The organism is Bradyrhizobium sp. USDA 336, assembly GCF_044908355.1.
Classification (GTDB): Bacteria; Pseudomonadota; Alphaproteobacteria; order Rhizobiales; family Xanthobacteraceae; genus Bradyrhizobium; species Bradyrhizobium yuanmingense.
On sequence record NZ_JBIYDC010000002.1, the window covers coordinates 3,743,116 to 3,762,131 of the forward strand.

Annotated in this window: 11 protein-coding genes; 9 read left to right on the forward strand and 2 right to left on the reverse strand. The window is 65.0% G+C overall.

The window, feature by feature from the left end; genetic code table 11:
* From zwf to ABIA45_RS18540, 4 genes are read left to right on the forward strand one after another with little or no spacing between them, the layout of a single operon-like run.
* A complete protein-coding gene (gene zwf / locus ABIA45_RS18525; RefSeq protein WP_271541974.1) occupies nt 1-1,512 on the forward strand; it encodes a glucose-6-phosphate dehydrogenase in 1,512 nt (503 codons plus the stop codon).
* A complete protein-coding gene (gene pgl / locus ABIA45_RS18530) occupies nt 1,512-2,261 on the forward strand; it encodes a 6-phosphogluconolactonase (protein ID WP_404546295.1) in 750 nt (249 codons plus the stop codon). The genes zwf and pgl overlap by 1 nt, the downstream gene beginning before the upstream one ends.
* 22 nt (nt 2,262-2,283) lie before the next feature.
* Nucleotides 2,284-2,790, forward strand: coding sequence for a gluconokinase (locus ABIA45_RS18535; protein WP_404546297.1), 507 nt, complete (start codon nt 2,284-2,286; stop codon nt 2,788-2,790).
* The gene (locus ABIA45_RS18540) at nt 2,787-3,599 is read left to right on the forward strand and encodes an HAD family hydrolase (protein WP_275497061.1); all 813 of its coding nucleotides are present in this window, start codon (nt 2,787-2,789) and stop codon (nt 3,597-3,599) included. Before ABIA45_RS18535 ends, ABIA45_RS18540 begins: the two co-directional genes overlap by 4 nt.
* A 205-nt stretch (nt 3,600-3,804) precedes the next feature.
* Here the strand turns inward: ABIA45_RS18540 and ABIA45_RS18545 are convergent, their stop codons facing one another.
* Nucleotides 3,805-5,607 (reverse strand): glycoside hydrolase family 15 protein, encoded by a 1,803-nt coding sequence (locus ABIA45_RS18545; RefSeq protein ID WP_404653109.1) that lies wholly within the window; start codon nt 5,605-5,607, stop codon nt 3,805-3,807.
* A 30-nt stretch (nt 5,608-5,637) separates the two neighbouring features.
* The gene (gene malQ, locus ABIA45_RS18550) at nt 5,638-7,599 is read right to left on the reverse strand and encodes a 4-alpha-glucanotransferase (RefSeq protein WP_404653111.1); all 1,962 of its coding nucleotides are present in this window, start codon (nt 7,597-7,599) and stop codon (nt 5,638-5,640) included.
* Nucleotides 7,600-7,803: 204 nt separating this feature from the next.
* Between malQ and ABIA45_RS18555 the strand changes: the two genes are divergently transcribed.
* From ABIA45_RS18555 to treZ, 5 genes are read left to right on the forward strand one after another with little or no spacing between them, the layout of a single operon-like run.
* The gene (locus tag ABIA45_RS18555) at nt 7,804-9,750 is read left to right on the forward strand and encodes a maltotransferase domain-containing protein (RefSeq protein WP_404543187.1); all 1,947 of its coding nucleotides are present in this window, start codon (nt 7,804-7,806) and stop codon (nt 9,748-9,750) included.
* Nucleotides 9,751-9,761: 11 nt separating this feature from the next.
* On the forward strand, nt 9,762-13,055 hold the full coding sequence (gene treS / locus ABIA45_RS18560) for a maltose alpha-D-glucosyltransferase (protein ID WP_404653113.1): 3,294 nt from the start codon (nt 9,762-9,764) through the stop codon (nt 13,053-13,055).
* Nucleotides 13,048-15,186 (forward strand): 1,4-alpha-glucan branching protein GlgB, encoded by a 2,139-nt coding sequence (glgB, locus tag ABIA45_RS18565; RefSeq protein WP_404653115.1) that lies wholly within the window; start codon nt 13,048-13,050, stop codon nt 15,184-15,186. Before treS ends, glgB begins: the two co-directional genes overlap by 8 nt.
* 3 nt (nt 15,187-15,189) lie before the next feature.
* The gene (gene glgX / locus ABIA45_RS18570; RefSeq protein WP_404543190.1) at nt 15,190-17,268 is read left to right on the forward strand and encodes a glycogen debranching protein GlgX; all 2,079 of its coding nucleotides are present in this window, start codon (nt 15,190-15,192) and stop codon (nt 17,266-17,268) included.
* The gene (treZ, locus tag ABIA45_RS18575; RefSeq protein WP_404653117.1) at nt 17,265-19,016 is read left to right on the forward strand and encodes a malto-oligosyltrehalose trehalohydrolase; all 1,752 of its coding nucleotides are present in this window, start codon (nt 17,265-17,267) and stop codon (nt 19,014-19,016) included. Before glgX ends, treZ begins: the two co-directional genes overlap by 4 nt.

Genomic DNA, 19,016 nt, shown 5'->3' on the forward strand with positions numbered 1-19,016 from the left:
GTGACAAAAGACCCGCAGCCAAAGCGCAAGCCGGAAAATTGCGCCTTCGTCATCTTCGGCGTCACCGGCGATCTCACCCATCGCCTGGTGATGCCCTCGCTCTACAATCTAGCGGCCGAGCACCTGTTGCCGGAGAAATTCTGCGTCGTCGGCGTCGCCCGCAGGGGCCAGTCGGATGAGGAGCTGCGCGACAGCCTTCTGAAGGGCTTGCGGCAATTCGCGACGCGCCCGGTGGACGACGACATCGCGACGAGGCTTTTGGAATGCGTGACCTTCGTCGAGGCCGACGCAAAGGACCCGCCCTCCTTCGACCGCCTGCGTGAGCATCTGGATTCGCTGGAATGCGCGCAGGACACCGGCGGCAACCGGCTGTTCTATCTGGCGACGCCGCCCGCTGCGTTCGCGCCGACCGCGCGGGAGCTCGGCCGCACCGGCATGATGAAGGAGAACGGCGCCTGGCGGCGGCTCGTGATCGAAAAGCCGTTCGGCACCGACCTCGCCTCGGCCCGCGCGCTGAATGCCGAACTCTTGAAGATCATGGACGAGCACCAGATCTACCGGATCGATCATTATCTCGGCAAGGAAACGGTGCAGAACATCCTGGTGCTGCGCTTTGCCAACGGCATGTTCGAGCCGATCTGGAATCGCAACCACATCGATCACATCCAGATCACCGTGGAAGAGAAGCTCGGGGTCGGCCACCGCGGCGGCTTCTACGATGCCACCGGCGCGCTGCGCGACATGGTGCCGAACCACCTGTTCCAGCTGATGTCGCTGGTCGCGATGGAGCCTCCCGCCCGCTTCGATGCGCACTCTGTGCGTTCCGAGAAGGCGGACGTGCTGACATCGATCCAGCTGCCCAGCCGGGAGGACGCACTGAAGAATTCGGTGCGCGCGCAATATCTCGCGGGTCGCAGCGGCGACGACGAGATCACGGACTATCGCAAGACCGCGGACGTCAAGCCAGACAGCACCACCGAGACCTTTGTTGCGCTCAAGCTGATGATCGACAATTGGCGCTGGGCCGGCGTGCCGTTCTACTTGCGCACCGGCAAGGCGCTCGGCCACAAGCGCACCGAAGTCGCGATCAAGTTCAAGCAGGCGCCGCTGTCGATGTTTTCGGGTACGGACGTCGACCGCCTGTCTCAGAACTTCCTCACCATCGGCATCGCCCCGACTGAGACCATCGAGCTGCAGTTCAACGCCAAGATCCCGGGGCCAAGCATCACCATCGACGGCGTCGAGATGAAGTTCCGCTATGGCGACTATTTTCGCGCCGATCCCTCGACCGGCTATGAGACGCTGATCTACGACTGCATGATCGGCGACAACATCCTGTTCCAGCGCGCCGACGGCATCGAGGCCGGCTGGCAGGCGGTGCAGCCGTTCCTGGACGCCTGGAAGAGCGCGGGCAGCAACGGCATCGAAACCTATGAAGCCGGCAGCGACGGCCCTGCCTGCGCCGACGAGCTGCTCCGGCGCGACGGCCGAAGCTGGCGGAAGTACTCGTGATGGCTCCGGCCGAGCAGCCGAAGCTGATCATCGAGGCCGATGCCGAAGCTCTCGCCCGCGCCGCGGCTGAACGCGTGATGGCGCGGATCGCAGCCAATCCCGGCCGGATCGCGATCTGCCTCACCGGCGGCTCCAGCCCGAGGAAGCTGTATCAGTTGCTCGGCAGCGAGGCCTGGCGCGGCAGGATTCCGTGGGAGCGCGTGCACTGGTTCATCGGCGACGAACGCTTCGTGCCCGAAAGCGATCCCCTCAACAACATGGCGGTCGCGCGCGCGACCTTTCTCGACCGCCATGCGCCCGCCGGCCATATTCACCCGATCCCGACCACAGCCGAAAATCCCGATGCCGCTGCGGAAGCCTATGCGCGCGAGCTGCAGGCCTTCTATGCTGGAGACCAGCTCGATCCGGCACGTCCGCTGTTCGATCTCGTCCTGATGGGCGCAGGACCGGACGGCCACACCGCCTCGCTGTTTCCCGGTTACCCCGAGATCGAGGAGACCCGACGCTGGGTCGTCGGCGTGCCCAAGGCGAACGTCGCGCCGTTCGTGCCGCGGGTCTCGCTCACCCTGCCCGTCTTGGCCTCCTGCCGCGAAATGCTGTTCGAGATTGCCGGGCACGACAAGCGGCCGATCTTGACGCGCCTCTGCAATGGCGAGAATCTGCCGGCCTTACGCGCGCGCTCGAACGGCGAAACCGTCTGGCTGGTCGACAGGGCCGCGCTTCCGGAGGACATTCGTGGGCCGCGCTGAAGCACCTTGTGCATTGATCGTGATGGGCGTGTCGGGCTCCGGCAAGAGCACGGTCGCGAAGGCGCTCGGCGAGCGCCTCGGCTGGCGTTTCGAGGACGGCGACAGCTTCCATCCCGCCAGCAATGTCGAGAAGATGCGGGCCGGACATCCTCTCACCGACGAAGACCGCTGGCCCTGGCTGAATGCCATCGCCGACGAAATCGCGCGGGTCTGCGGCCGCGGCGAGCACGTCATCATCGCCTGCTCGGCGCTGAAGCACGCCTATCGCGACGTGCTGCTGCGCGGACGCGACGACGTCCGCTTCGTGTTCCTGAAGGGCACGAAGGAGCTGATCGCCGAGCGGCTCGCGCAGCGCAAGGGGCACTTCATGCCGCCCGGACTGCTCGCCAGCCAGTTCGAGACGCTGGAGCCGCCGGAGCCGGGCGAGCACGCCATCATCGTCTCGATCGACGAGACCGTCGAAGCGATCGTGGACGGCATCGTGCGGCAGCTCAAACTGGGCGGCGCAACACCCAAGGTTCTGCCATGACCCAAATCTCACTCGTGGTCTCCGACGTCGACGGCACGCTGCTGACCAAGGACAAGACGCTGACGGAGCGCGCGAAAAACGCCGTGCAGCGGCTGCACCAGGCTGGCATTGGTTTCACCATCACCTCCAGCCGTCCGGCGATCGGCATGCGCTTCTTGATCGAGCCGCTGGCGCTGTGGCTGCCGGTTGGGCCGTTTAACGGCTCCTCGATCGTCGATCCCGAGATGCGGCCGGTCGAGCAGCACCTAATTCCCGCGCGGGCGGCGGAGCGCTCCTTGCAGATCCTGCGCGACTACGGCGCCGACGTCTGGCTGTTCACCACCGACAAATGGCTGATCGACAATCCCAGCGGCAGCTACGTCGCGCACGAGCGGCACACGATCCGTTCCGATCCGACGATCGTGACTGACTTCTCGCCCTACCTTGCCAGCGCGTGCAAGATCGTTGGCGCCAGCGCCGACGCCGCCCGGCTCGAGGCGTGCGAGAAGGTGATGCAGGAAGCCCTGGGCAGCGCGGCGACCGCGGTGCGCTCGCAGACCTATTATCTCGACATCACCCCGCCGGGCTTCAACAAGGGCACATTCGTGCAAGCGATGGCCAAGCGCTTGGGCATCTCGACCGACGCGGTCGCCACCATCGGCGACATGCAGAACGACCTCGCCATGTTCCGCGTCAGCGGCACCTCGATCGCCATGGGCAACGCCGCCGACAACGTCAAGGACGAGGCGACGCATGTCACTGCGACCAATGAGCAGGACGGCTTTGCCGAGGCGATGGAGATGATCTTGACGCGGAATGGGGTTGGCTGAGCGGAATGGCTTAGATTGAATCGATTGCCACGGGCTCGGTGCAACCTCTCCCGCTTGCGGGAGAGGTCGCGCCGAAGGCGCGGGTGAGGGCTTTCTCCTCTAGGGGGCTATCCCATTGCGGAGACACCCTCTCCCCAACCCTCTCCCGCAAGCGGGCGAGGGAGCGCACCGTGCTCGTGGGGGCAAAAGCGCCTGACGGCGCTTGCTACTTCGACCGCTGCACCGCCGGCTTCTCGCTGCCTTGCCGTGCCGCCGACAGATTATGCGCCGTGTTGATCAGCGCGATGTGGGTCAGGGCCTGCGGGAAATTGCCGGTCTGGCGGCGGGCCACGGAATCGTATTCTTCGGCCAGTAGCCCGACGTCGTTGGCGATGCCGACTACGCGGTCAAGCAGAACTTGCGCCTTGTCGAGATCGCCCGACAGCACATAGGCATCGGCGAGCCATAGGGTACAGGCCAGGAAGGCGCCTTCGAGCGGCGGCTGGTCCGGGGGCAGCTCGCGCGGGTCGTGCCGCAGCACGAAACCGTCGCGCATCAGGCATTTTTCGGCCGCGGCGATGGTGCCGCGGATGCGCGGGTCGTCCGCCGGCAGGAAGCCGACGGCGGGCAGCAACAGCACGCTGGCGTCGAGCATCTTCGAGCCGTAGGACTCGACGAACGCATTTTCCTCCGCATCGAATCCCCTGTTGCAGACATCGCGATGGATGGCATCGCGTAGCGCGCGCCAGTGCAGGAGCGGCGCCTTGAAGCCGAAGGTCTCGGCGCTCTTGATGCCGCGGTCGAAGGCGACCCAGGTCATCACCTTGGAGAACACGTAGTGCTTGGGCTGGCCGCGCCGCTCCCAGATGCCGTGGTCGGGCCGATCCCAGACTTCGGCAAGATGGTTGAGCACGGCGCATTCCAGCGCCCAGGTCGTCTCGTCGTCGAGCTTGAGCCTCGCCATGCGCGACTGGTGGAAGGCGTCGATCAACTCGCCGTAGACATCGAGCTGGAGCTGCGCGTGGGCGGCATTGCCGACGCGCACCGGCTGCGCACCCTCGTAACCGTCGAGCCAGCCCGCCTCCCATTCCAGGAGGCGCCGCTGGCCCCAGATGCCGTACATGATCTGCATGTTCGCGGGCGAGCCGGCCGCGGCGCGCAGCAGCCAATTGTGCCAGGCCAGGGCTTCCTCGGTGTAGCCCGAGTTCATCAGCGCCAGCAGCGTGAAGGTGGCATCGCGCAGCCAGCAGAAGCGATAGTCCCAGTTCCTGCTGCCTCCGAGCTTCTCCGGCAAGGAGGTGGTGGGTGCCGCGACGATGCCGCCGGTCGGCGCGAAGGTCAGCGCCTTCAGCGTGATCAGCGAGCGCAGGACCAGCTCCTGATAGTCGCCGTCACGGGTGCAATGGCCGCACCAGTCCTCCCAGAATTTTTCGGTCTCCTGAAGCGCCAGCTCCGCATCGATCGGCGCAGGCGGGTCGAGATGCGAGGGACCGTAAGTCAGCACGAATGGCACGGTCTCGCCTTCCTTCACCTCGAAGTCCGAGACGGTGGTCAGATCCTCGCCGCGGGTCTCGACCGGCGTGCGCAGCACCGTCATGTCCTGGCCGGCGATGGCCATCAAGGAATGGTCGATCCGCCGCACCCAGGGAATATCCGCGCCGAAGCCGAAGCGGATGACGAGCTCCATCCTCATCTTCACGGTGCCACCGATGCCGCGGACCAGCCGCACGATGTCCGACGCCTTGCCGCGCAGCGGCATGAAATCGATCAGCGCGACGGTGCCGCTCTTCGTCTCGAAGCGCGTCTCGAGGACGAGGGTATGGCCGACATAGCGCCGCGAAATGCGGGTCGCGTTCTCGCTCGGCGCGATCAGCCAGCGGCCATTCTTGTGGGTGCCGAGGATGGCGGCAAAGCAGGCGTCGGAATCGAAGGCGGGCCAGCACAGCCAGTCGATCGAGCCGTTGCGCCCGACCAGCGCCGCGGTCTCGCAATCGCCGATCAGCGCATAGTCCTCGATCCTCTGAGCCAATGTCGTGCGCGCCTGGCAAGTCCCGGCGGTTCAATTCCCGCCGGGCAATGAACGTTCCCGCGTCGCAGCCTTCAAAGCTGCGAGATCGATCTTGGACGCGATCTTGTCGAGCGCGACCGGAAGGCGCTGGCGCCAGTTCGGATGCTCGTCGATCGTGCCGGGAATGTTGGGCTGGTCGATCACGCCGAGCAGATCCTCCATCGACACCGCGAGCAGCCGGGAGGGCGTGCGCGACAGGAAGGCCAGCACAGAGTAGAGATCGTTGGCGCTGATGCCGTTCTGGCGCAGGATCTCGTCGAGCCCGCCGAGCGCATCCCATCGCGCCTGGTCGTTCTCGCCGGGATCGAGCCCGAGCGAGCGCTTCATCTTGAGATCGCTGAAGGAGCGCCAGCCGGCATAGGTCGACAGATCATGGGTGTTCAGCGTCACCAGCGCATTGGGCCGGTAATGGTCGACATTGCGGAAATGGCCGGCATCGTCGCGCTCGAACATCATGACGAGATAGGACCAGATGCCGAAATCCTGCATCATCTCGCGGAAACCTTCCGGCACGGTGCCGAGGTCCTCGCCGATCACGATGCATTTGTGGGCTGCGCTCTCGCGCGCTACGGCGGCCAATAGCGCCTCGAACGGCATCTGCACATAGGCGCCGTTGTCGGGCTTGAAGCCGCGCGGCACGAGATAGAGCCGTTTCAGACCGAGCACGTGATCGAGCCTGATCGCGCCGGCATGGCGCATCGAGGCCGCGAGCATGTCGGCGAACGGGACGAAGGATTGCGCTTCCAGCCCACCGGCATTGAAGCCGGCAAGGCCCCAATCCTGGCCGATCGTGTTGAGCACGTCGGGCGGCGCGCCGACCGCGAGATGACGCGAGATCGCCGTCTGCTCGTTCCAGGCATCGAAGCCGTTGGACTGCACGCCGACGGCGACGTCGAGATAGAGCCCGACCCGCATGCCGAGCTGGCCGGCGAGCGCCTTGGCTGCATGCAGCTGGCTATCGGCCGTCCATTGCACGAATTCGACGAACTCGACCTCGCGCCTATCCGCGCCATTACGCAGCTCGGCGCATTTCGCCTCGTCCGGCTGCTGCCATTCCGCCGGCCATTCCCACCAGGGGCCGGTGAAACGGTGCCGCAGCACCTCGAAACAGGCAAAGCGGGACAACAGCGGCGCGCGCTCCGCACGGAAGGCGTCAAACGCCTTGCGACGCGCCGCGCTCGCGCTTGTCACGAAGCTGTTAAAGGCGGCGCGCAGGCCCAGCCATTTCAGCGCCGCCATGTCGGCATAAGGGACGCGGTCGCCCTCGCGCAGACGGGCCGCCGTCGCGGCCGCGTCGGGCACGAGGTCGGCCGAGAATTCAGGGATAGCCTCGACGTCGATATAGAGCGGGTTGAGGAAGAGCCGGCTGTTCGGCGAATAGGGGCTGCAATCGGCTGGGTGATCGTCGAACAGGACATGCAGCGGATTGAGCCCGACACCGTCGGCACCGAGCTGCTTGGCGAGCCGGACGAGACCAGCGAGATCGGTGAAATCGCCGATGCCCCAATTGCGGTCGGAGCGGACGCTGTAGAGCTGCACGGCGAGCAGCCAGCCGCGGTCGAAATCGCCACCGAAGCAGCGCTCGGGGGCCACGATCATCGGCACGTCTTCGCTCACACCTTCGGCATCGGTCAGCGTCAGGCGGTGATACCCGAGCGCCAGGCCCGCGGGCCAGGCGATCACGGGCTCCCGCGTCTCGCCTGCCGCGATCACATTGCCATTGCCGGCGATTTTCCATTGCAGCGGCGGCGCGCCAACCGACGTCAATTCCGTGCGCGGGCGTCCGAGCGCACGGACCACGACCGGCCCGCTGACGAAGCGATAGACCCGCTTCTCCGGCAGGGCGTCGAGGATGGATTTGAGGGCCTCGGGCGCGGTGACCCGCAGCTTGCCGAGGGCGTCGATGAATTCGGATTGAACGCCCTTGATCCGGGCTTGAGCTAAAAGATCCATTCGGCACGCAGCTTGCAGGCCATTAATTGGCCAGGGGCATGGAGAATAACGAGATCGCGGAAGAGGTTAGTCAGGGGTAACTCGCAAACTGCGCTTGCCGTTCCCAAGGGAACCAATGACACACAAGCGGCTTTCTATCATGGTACCAAGCGTGGGTTCCCGACAAGGGAAACGGGCTCCTGCTTTCTTGTCAATGGCATCACCGTGAACAAGACAATTCAAACTGTCGAGAGTGCCGCGGCCAGCAGCGCTTTCCTGATCGAGGACGTCTATCCCGCGATCGACGGCGGCCGTTTCGCCGTGAAGCGGATCGCGGGCGAGCCGGTTGAGATCTGGGCCGACATCTACCGCGATGGTGAGGCCGTGATCTCAGCCGCGCTGATCTGGCGAGGAGAGCAGGAGCGCGAATGGCGGAGCGAGCCGATGACCCATCACGGCAATGACCGCTGGTCCGGCGCGTTCACGCCCCCCGAGCCCGGCCAATATGTCTACGCGATCGAAGCCTGGACCGACGAGTTCGCCACATGGTCGCACGCCGCCGCGCGAAAGCGGCGCACCGGGGCCGATGTCAGCCTCGATGCGATCGAGGGCGCCGGGCTTTTGACCAAGGCGCATGGCGCGCGGCAGGACGCCGCAGCTATCATCATCAGGCAGTGCGAGGACTATTTGAAGAACGGCGACATCACCTCGCTGCTCGCAACCGAGCTCGGCGAAGCCATGGCCGAGAGCCAGTCGCGGCCGGACCTGACGCGTTCGCCATTCTTCCCGCTGACCGCGGACCGCGACAAGGCGCGCTTCAGCACCTGGTATCAGATGATGCCGCGCAGCCAGAGCGCATTGCCGGGCCGGCATGGCACGCTGCGCGATTGCATCGCGCGCGTGCCCGACATCGCCGCGATGGGCTTTGACGTGCTCTACTTCACGCCGATTCACCCGATCGGCAAGACCAGCCGCAAGGGCCGCAACAATGCGCCGATGGCCCGTGAAGGCGATCCGGGCTCGCCCTATGCGATCGGCTCAGCCGAGGGCGGCCACGATGCGCTGCATCCGGAGCTCGGCACGATCGAGGACTTCCGCGCGTTGGTCGCCACCTGTCTCGAATACGGGCTCGAGCTTGCGCTGGACTTCGCGGTGCAGTGCTCGCCGGATCATCCCTGGCTGACGCAGCATCCCGAATGGTTCAAATGGCGGCCCGACCGTTCGGTGCGGACGGCGGACGGCCCCTATTCCGACATCGTTATCCCCGACTTCAATTCGGTCGATCGCGTCGGGCTGTGGAATGCGTTTCGCGATGCCATGCTGTTCTGGATCGACAAGGGCGTGACCATCTTTGCCATCGACAATCACGACACCGCGCCGCTCGCGTTCTGGGAGTGGCTGATCCGCGATATAAGCCGCCGTCATCCCGACGTGATCCTGTTCTCCAAGACCTATGCACGGCCGAAGCTGATGAAGGGCCTGGCCAAGCTCGGCTTCGCGCAGTCCTTCACCTATTTCCCCTGGCGCACGGAAAAGTGGGAGCTGGAGCAATATCTCGGCGAGATGACGCGCTATCCCGAACGCGATTTCTACCGTCCGAACATGTTCGTCAACACGCCTGACCTGTTGCCCTTTCACCTCCAGAGCGGAGAGGCCTGGGCCTTCAAGTCGCGCATCGCACTGGCGGCAATGCTCTCAGGCAATTACGGCATCTACAGCGGATTCGAGCTGCTGGAGCACGACGCCATTCCCGGACGCGAAGAATATCTGGATTCCGAGAAGTACCAGATCAGGCAGCGCGACTGGGACAGGTCGGGCAACATCAAACCTTACATCGCCGCGCTCAACCGCATCCGCAACGAGAACGCGGCGCTCCAGCAAACCGCGAATTTGCGCTTCCTCGCCATCGAGGACGGCGAGACGATCGCCTTCGCCAAGGAGGCGGCCGATCCGGCCAACATTGTCGTCGTCGTGATCGCGCTGTCGCGCCGTGAGCGAGAATGCTGGCTGCCGCTCGGCGGTCTCACCGTTGACGCCGGCGGGCGGCGTCACCATGTGACGACACTCGAAAACCTCCTCACCGGCGAACAGTCACGCATCGAATGGGGCGGCATCAAGTTGCGTATCGATCCCGACCGCGATCCGGCACTTCTGTTCCGCTGCCTGGCGTAAGGGGTCACGCCATGAATGTTCTGTCTTCCGTCGATACCAAGAAGGCTGAGGCTGCCGAGGTCGTAGATGAGCTCTGGTACAAGGACGCCATCATCTACCAGCTCCACGTCAAAGCCTTCGCCGACAGCAACAATGACGGCATCGGCGACTTCGCCGGGCTGACCGAGCGGCTGCCCTATCTGCAGGAGCTCGGCGTCACCGCGCTGTGGCTGCTGCCGTTCTATCCCTCGCCCGGCCGCGACGACGGCTACGACATCGCCGATTACGGCGCGGTCAATCCCGATTTCGGGACGATGAAGGATTTCAAGCGCTTCATTCAGGAAGCGCAGAAGCGCGGCCTGCGCGTCATCACCGAGCTCGTCGTCAACCACACCTCGGACCAGCACAAATGGTTCAAGCGCGCGCGGCGCAGCCATCCGGGCTCGAGCGCGCGCAACTGGTATGTCTGGAGCGACACCGACCAGAAATATCAGGGCACACGCATCATCTTCACCGACACGGAGAAGTCGAACTGGACTTGGGATCCGGAGGCCGGCGCGTTCTACTGGCACCGCTTCTTCTCGCACCAGCCCGACCTCAATTTCGACAATCCGCGCGTGGTCAGCGCCATCATCCAGGTGATGAAGCGCTGGCTCGATGCCGGCGTCGACGGCTTCCGGTTAGATGCCATTCCCTATCTGTGCGAGCGCGAGGGCACCTCGAACGAGAACCTGCCCGAGACCCATGCGATCATAAAGCGCCTGCGCCAGGAGCTGGACGCGTATTCCAAGGGCAAGCTGCTGCTGGCCGAGGCCAATCAATGGCCGGAGGACGTGCAGGAATATTTCGGCCGTGGCGACGAGTGCCACATGGCCTACCATTTCCCCTTGATGCCGCGCATCTACATGGCGATCGCGCAGGAGGACCGCTTCCCGATCACCGACATCCTGCGCCAGACGCCCGACATTCCGGCAAGCTGCCAATGGGCGCTGTTCCTGCGCAATCACGACGAGCTGACGTTGGAGATGGTCACGGACGTCGAGCGCGACTATCTCTGGACCACCTACGCCAACGATCCCCGCGCGCGCATCAATGTCGGCATCCGCCGGCGCCTTGCGCCGCTGATGGACAACGACCGGCGCAAGATCGAGCTGATGAACTCGCTGCTGCTCTCCTTCCCGGGCACGCCGATCATCTATTACGGCGACGAGATCGGGATGGGCGACAATATTTATCTCGGCGACCGCAACGGCGTGCGCACGCCGATGCAATGGAGCCCGGACCGCAACGGCGGCTTCTCGCGCTGCGACCCCGCCCGCCTCTACGCGCCGCTGATCATGGATCCCGTTTACGGCTATGAATCCGTGAACGTGGAGGCGCAGTCGCGCAGCCTGTCCTCGCTGCTCAGCGCCACCAAGCGGCTGATCTCGGTACGCAAGTCGACGCTCGCCTTCGGCCGCGGCACCATGACCTTCATCCGCCCGGCCAACCGGGCCGTGCTGGCCTATGTCCGGCAATACCGGGACGAGGTGATCCTCTGCGTCGCCAATCTGTCGCGCGCCGCGCAGGCGACCGAGCTCGACCTGTCGCCGTGGAAGGACCGCATCCCGCAGGAGATGCTCGGGCGCACGCGCTTTCCCGCGATCGGCGAATTGCCCTACATGATCACGCTGGGGCCCTACGGCTTCTACTGGTTCCAGCTTCTGGAGCGCGACAAATCCGAGCCGGTGGTGCCGCGCGCGGTGCCTGAATTCGAGACGCTGGTCGTGCCGGTGAACTCGAACTGGGTCTCGCTCGCCCGCGAGCGCGGCGTGTTCGAGCGCGACGTGCTGCCGGGCTTCCTGTCGCGGACGCGCTGGTATCCCGAGAACAATCCCAAGCACATCCGGACCACGCTGACCTCCGCGGTACCGTTCAGCGACATCGGCGACAACAGACCCTGGATCGCGTTCTTCGAGACCACGCGGAACGACGTCACGACGCGCTACGTGATGCCGATGCAGATCGAATGGGTACGCTTCGACCGCGAGCGCTTCAACCCGAAGGCGCTCGCCGCCGTCCGCCAGGGCGCACGCGAAGGCACGCTCCTCGACGTCGCGACCGAGCAGATCTTCATCGGTCTGTTCTTGCGAGGGCTGTCGCAAAACCTGGTCGTGGACGAGAACAATCTGCGGCTCGAGTTCAAGGCGACCAGCCGTTTCGCTGACTACACCATCAAGGAGCCCGAACGCATCCGCGCCATCGAACAGTCGAACAGCACCGCGCTGGTCGACAACAAGTACGTTGCCAAGATCTATCGGCGGCTGGAAAGCGGCATCAGCCCCGAGATCGAGATCGGCTACTATCTCACCGAGGTCGCCCGCTTTGCCAACACGCCGGCGCTGCTCGGCAGCGTCGAGCTGGTCGACGGCAACCAGCGCAGCGCGCTCGGCGTGCTGCATGCCTATGTCGAGAACCAGGGCGACGGCTGGACCGTGACGACCGGATATCTCGACCGCTATATCGACGAGCAGCGCGTGGCGCCGGCCGATGAGATGCCGCGCGAGACCCAGGAGCAGGCGCCCTATCTGCATTTCATCGCGCAGATCGGCCGGCGGCTCGCCGAGCTGCATGTCGCTCTCGCCGCGGCAGAGCCCGCCGATCTCGCCCCGGAGCCGATCGACTCCGCCCAGATCAAGGCTGCGCTCTCCGACCTCAAGGCACGGGCCGAGCGGATTCTCGAGCTGCTTGCCGACAGCCGCGACGGGCTGCGGGAGACGGACCGGCCCCTGATCGACCGGCTCATCGCCGCACGCGCCGACCTGTTCGACCAACTCAATGCGCTCTTGCCATCCGAGATCGGCGGGTTGAACATCCGTCATCATGGCGACTTCCGGCTCGGGCAAACTCTGATCGTGAAGGACGATATCTTCATCATCGACTTCGACGGCGATCCGCGTGTGCCGCTGGCCAACAAGCGCCGCAAGGCGCCGGCCGCGCGCGACGTCGCCGGCCTGATCCATTCCATCGACCTTTCTGTGAACGTGGCGCTGAGCCGCGCGCTCACGGGCGCTTCCGACGAGCAGGACCGGCTCGCGGCCGCCCTCGCCGAATGGCGCGAGCGCGCCACCGCGACCTTCCTTTCCGCCTACCGCGAAGCCATGACCGATCGGAGGCTGTGGCCGGACGATCGGTCCTGCGCGGAAGGCCTGTTGAGATTTTTCCTGCTGGATCGAGCGTTCCACGACGTAGAGTACGAGCTGTCCCGCCGGCCTGAGGGACTTCATGCGCCGCTGACCGGACTGCTTCGCATTCTGTCAAGTGCCGAGAGCGAAGCCCATGCCTAAACTGCCTGCCGAAGCCTACGCGATCATCGAAGGCCGCCACTCCGACCCCTTCCACTATCTCGGGCTGCATCCCGAGGGCGGAAAGAGCGTTGTCCGCGCGTTTCTGCCCGAGGCCACCAATGTCGAGGCGGTCGGCGACCACGGCGAGGTCGCGCCGCTCGATCGCGTCCACGATTCCGGCCTGTTCATCGGCGCCCTGCCCAACGGCTCGAAGCACTACCAGCTGCGCGCGAAGTTCGGCAACGACGTGGTCGAGTTCGAGGATGCCTACCGTTTTCCGCCGATCCTGACCGATTTCGACCTCTATTTGCTCGGCGAAGGCACCCATCAGCGCCTCTACGACAAGCTCGGCGCGCATCCGATGCGGCTCGAGGGGGTCGACGGCATCGGCTTCGTCGTGCTGGCGCCGAACGCGCGGCGCGTCTCCGTGGTCGGCGACTTCAACTTCTGGGACGGGCGGCGCCATCCGATGCGGGTGCGCGGCAGCGGTTATTGGGAATTGTTCATCCCGCATGCGAAGGCCGGCGATCACTACAAGTTCGAAATCGTCGGACCGCATGGTCATCTGCTGCCGCTGAAATCCGATCCGATGGCATTTGCCAGCGAGCTGCGGCCGAAGACGGCCTCGATCGTATTTGACGAGGCGCGCCTGCCGCGGCCGCGCCCGGCGCCCGAAGGCATCAACGCATTGTCGGCGCCGATGTCGATCTACGAGGTCCATCTCGGCTCGTGGCGGCGCAAGGACAACAATGAATGGCTGACCTATCGCGAGCTGGCCGAGCAGCTGCCGGCCTATGCCCGCGACATGGGCTTCACCCATCTCGAATTCCTGCCCGTGAACGAGCATCCGTTCGATGGCTCCTGGGGCTATCAGCCGACCGGCCTCTATGCGCCGACCAGCCGTTTCGGCGGCCCCGAGGATTTTGCCGCGCTGATCGATGCCTGCCACCGCGAAGGCATCGGCGTGCTGCTCGACTGGGTGCCGGGCCACTTCCCCGACGATCCCCACGGGCTCGGCCATTTCGACGGCACCGCGCTCTACGAGCACGCCAACCCGCTCCAGGGCCGCCATCTCGACTGGGGCACGCTGATCTACAATTACGGCCGCACCGAAGTGACGAACTTCCTGGTGTCGAACGCGCTGTTCTGGATGGAGCGTTACGCCATCGACGGCCTGCGCGTCGATGCGGTCGCCTCCATGCTCTATCTCGACTACAGCCGGCCGCCCGACGCCTGGATCCCGAACCAATATGGCGGGCGGGAGAACATCGAGGCGATCAACTTCCTGCGCCGCTTCAACACGGAAGTGTTTGCACGCTTCCCGCAGGCGACGACTGCCGCGGAAGAGTCCACCGCCTGGCCCCAAGTCTCGCGGCCGGTCGAGTTCGGCGGGCTCGGCTTCGGCTACAAGTGGAACATGGGCTGGATGCACGACACGCTGAACTACATCAGCAAGGATCCGATCCACCGCAAGCATCACCACGGCGAGATCCTGTTCGGCCTGCACTATGCGTTCTCGGAGAATTTCATCCTGCCGCTGTCGCATGACGAGGTCGTGCACGGCAAGCGCTCGATCCTCGGCCGCATGCCCGGCGACGAGTGGCAGCGCTTTGCCAATTTGCGCGCTTATTACAGCTTCATGTTCGGTCATCCCGGCAAGAAGCTCCTGTTCATGGGCGCCGAGATCGCGCAGAGCCGCGAATGGAATCACGACCATTCGCTCGACTGGCACCTGCTCGAATACAAGGTCCATTCCGGCGTCCAGGCCTTGATCCGCGACCTCAACCGGCTCTATCGCGCGGTTCCGGCGCTGCACCAGATGGATTGCGAGCAGGCCGGCTTCGAATGGCTGATCACCGATGATGCCAACCGCAATGTCTTCGCCTGGCTGCGCAAGGGATTCGACGAGCACGCGCGGTGTCTCGTCATCGTCAACTTCTCGCCCAACGTCTACCAGAACTATCGCGTTCGCGTGCCCTTCGGCGGCAAGTGGAAGGAAGTTCTCAACTCCGATTCCGCCCATTACGGCGGCAGCAATGTCGGTAATGTCGGCGAAGTCCATGCCGAGGGCGGCGAGCTGCGCCTCACCATTCCGCCGCTGGCTGCGATCTTCCTCGTTCCGGAAGGCTGATCGATGCGCCTGACTGCCGGATCGCCCGCACGGCTCGGCGCAAGCTGGGACGGACGCGGCACCAATTTCGCGCTGTTCTCCGCCAACGCGCAGAAGGTGGAGCTCTGCCTGTTCGACACGCAAGGCCGCCGCGAGCTTGAGCGCATCGAGCTGCCGGAGAAGACCGAGGATGTCTGGCACGGCTATCTCAACGACGTCTCGCCGGGCCAGCTTTACGGCTATCGCGTGCACGGCCCCTACGAGCCCGAGCACGGCCATCGCTTCAACGCCAACAAGCTGCTGCTCGACCCCTACGCCAAGCGGCTTGCCGGGCGCCTGGTCTGGAGCGATGCGCATTTCGCCTACCGCACCGGAAGCCCGCGCGAGGACCTGTCGTTCGACCGGCGCGACAATGCGCGCGGCATGCCCAAGGCCGTCGTGGTCGACGAGACCTTCAACTGGGGCCGCCGCGAGATCCGGCCGAATATTCCCTGGGAAGACACGATCATCTACGAGGCCCACGTCAAGGGCCTGACGCAGAAGCGCGAGGACGTGCCGCCGAATTTGCGCGGCACCTATGGCGGCTTGTCATCGCCCGCGATGATCGAGCACCTGAAGAAGCTCGGCGTCACCACGGTCGAGCTGCTGCCGGTCCACAGCTTCGTCGACGACCGCATCCTGGTGGAAAAGAAGCTCGCCAATTACTGGGGTTACAACACGCTGTCCTTCTTTGCGCCCGAGCCGCGCTACGCGCAGGACAACGCGCTCGATTCCTTCCGCACCACGGTGGCGCGGCTGCACGACGCCGGGATCGAGGTGATGCTCGACGTCGTCTACAACCACACCGCCGAGGGAAATCATCTCGGTCCGACGCTGTGCTATCGCGGCATCGACAACGCCTCCTATTATTGGCTGAACCGCGAGAACCCGCGCTATTACGACGACTTCACCGGCTGCGGCTCGTCGGTGAACCTCACCCATCCGCGCGTGCTGCAGATGGTGATGGATTCCCTGCGCTACTGGGTCGAGGTCTGCCATGTCGACGGCTTCCGTTTCGATCTCGCCACCACGCTGGCGCGCGGGCCGAACGGCTTCGATCGCGGCAGCTCGTTCCTGACCGCGGTACGGCAGGACCCGGTGCTGGCTTCGGTCAAGCTCGTCGCCGAGCCGTGGGATCTCGGCCTCGGCGGCTATCAGGTCGGCGCCTTTCCCTCGCAATGGTCGGAATGGAACGACCGCTACCGCAGCGCCATGCGCCGCTACTGGAGCGGTGAAGGCAGCCTGATCGGCGACATTTCCAGCCGCATGACCGCGTCCTCCGACCTGTTCAACCACGACGGACGGCGGCCGCGCGCCAGCATCAACCACATCACCGTCCACGACGGCTTCACGCTCGCCGACCTCTTCAGCTACAACGAGAAGCACAACGAGGCCAACGGCGAGGACAATCGCGACGGCTCCAACGACAATCACAGCAACAATTGCGGCGTCGAGGGCCCGACGGACGATCCAAAGATCATCAGCCTGCGCCGCCAGTTGCGCAAGAACGTGCTGGCGTGCCTGATGCTGGCCCAGGGCGTTCCGCTGATCCTCGCCGGCGACGAGGTCGGCAACTCGCAATCCGGCAACAACAACGCCTATTGCCAGGACAACGAGGTCGGCTGGGTCGGCTGGGACAATCTCGGCAAGGACGGCGACGACATGATCGACTTCGTCGCCCAGCTCGCCGACATCCGCCGCCGTTTCTCACAGCTGCGCAGCCATCGCTGGCTCGACGGCCGGCCCAAGGACGGCGTCTCCTACGGCGCATTGTGGCTGACTCCCGCCGGCAACGAGATGACGGAGAGCGACTGGACATTCCCGGATGGGCGGTTTCTCTCCTATGTGATGGGCCCGATGGAACCGGGTGGAGCTGCGATCTTTATCGTACTGAACGCCGCTCCCGAAGAGATCGCATTCAAATTGCCCAAAATGACCGAATACAAGAGCTGGCAGCAGCTGCTGAACACGACCGATGCCAAGCTGAATACGATCGACTTCCTGCCGGGGAGCGACAGCAAGGCGCCGCCGCGCTCCGTGCTCGCCTTCGCAGGCGCGCTATGAGGCCATCCTTCGGGGCGAGGCCGACGAAGGACGGCGTGTCGTTCCGGCTGTGGGCGCCGGCCGCGCGCCGCGTCGACCTCCTGCTCGATCGCAGGCACGCGATGCAGCGCCGGCAGGATGGCTGGTTCGTCGCCGAGATCGCCGGCTTGTCATCTAGCAGCAAGTACAAGTTCAGGATCGACGACGACATCGACGTGCCGGATCCCGCTTCGGCCTTCCAGCCCGACGACGTGTTCGGCCCGAGCGAGGTCATCGATCACGATGCCTTCGTCTGGCGCGCGCGCGATTGGCGGGGCCGTCCCTGGGAAGAGACGGTGCTGGTCGAGACCCATGTAGGCACCTTCACTTCCGAAGGCAGCTATCGCGCCATGATCGACAAGCTCGATCACCTCGCCGCGACCGGCATCAATGCGCTGGAATTGATGCCGCTCGCCGATTTCGCAGGACGCCGCGGCTGGGGCTATGACGGCGTGCTGTGGTATGCGCCGGACAGCGCCTATGGCCGGCCCGAAGACCTGAAGACGCTGATCGACGAGGCGCATCTGCGCGGGCTGATGGTGTTCCTCGACGTCGTCTACAATCATTTCGGTCCGGAAGGAAACTACCTCGGCCGTTACGCGCCGACCTTCTTCACCGATGCGCACACGCCGTGGGGCAGCGCGATCGATTATCGCGTGCCGCAGGTGCGAGCCTTCGCCGTTGAGAACGCGCTGTCCTGGCTCGGTGACTACCGCTTCGACGGCCTCAGGCTGGACGCCGCCAACCACATCATGGCTGTCCCGGGCGAGCAGTCCATGCTGCAGGACCTCAGCGTTGCCGCCGGCGAGCTTGCCAAGGCCACGGGACGCCACATCCATCTCGTGCTGGAGAACGGCGACAACCGCGCCAGCCTGCTCGACGCTGCGCAGGACCCGCCGAACGGCAAATATCGCGGGCAGTGGAACGACGATTATCATCACGTCTGGCACGTGATGCTGACCGGTGAGCATGCCGGTTACTATGGCGATTACCAGACGCCGCGCATGGATCTGGCACGCGCGCTCGCCTCCGGCTTCGTCTATCAGGGCGAGATCTCGGAATTCTGGGGCAAGAAGCCGCGCGGCGAGCCGAGCGGCCAGCTGCCGCCGGCGACCTTCGTCAATTTCCTGCAAAACCACGACCAGATCGGCAATCGCCCGCTGGGCGAGCGGCTGGAAAGCCTGGCATCGCCACAGCAGATCGAGGCCGCGCTCGCGGTCACCCTGCTCGCGCCGATGGTGCCGATGCTGTTTCAGGGCGAGGAATGGGGCTCGACGGTGCCCTTCCCGTTCTTCTGCGATTTCCAGGGCGAACTCGCCGATGCCGTACGCAAGGGACGCAAGCGCGAATATGCCTGGGCTTACGAGAAATACGGTGAGGAGGTGCCCGATCCGCTCGATCCGGCAACGCTGCAATCGGCCGTGCTCGACTGGACCGGCCGCACGCCGCAACAGGAAGCGCGGCTCGCGCTGGTGCGGGAGTTGCTCGGCGTTCGTCGCAAGCAGATCGTGCCGCGGCTGAAGGGCGCAAGCTTCGGTGATGCCGAGGCGGCCGACAAGGGCCTCGTCACCGCACATTGGCGCATGGGCGACGGCACCACGTTGCGTCTTGCCGCCAACCTGTCGGATCACGAGATCACCTCCAGCGTCAGCGCGGGCACGCCGATCTGGGGCGGCGGAACCGGCGAGCGGCTCACGCCCTGGTCGGTGGTTTGGCGCCTCGGAGGTTAG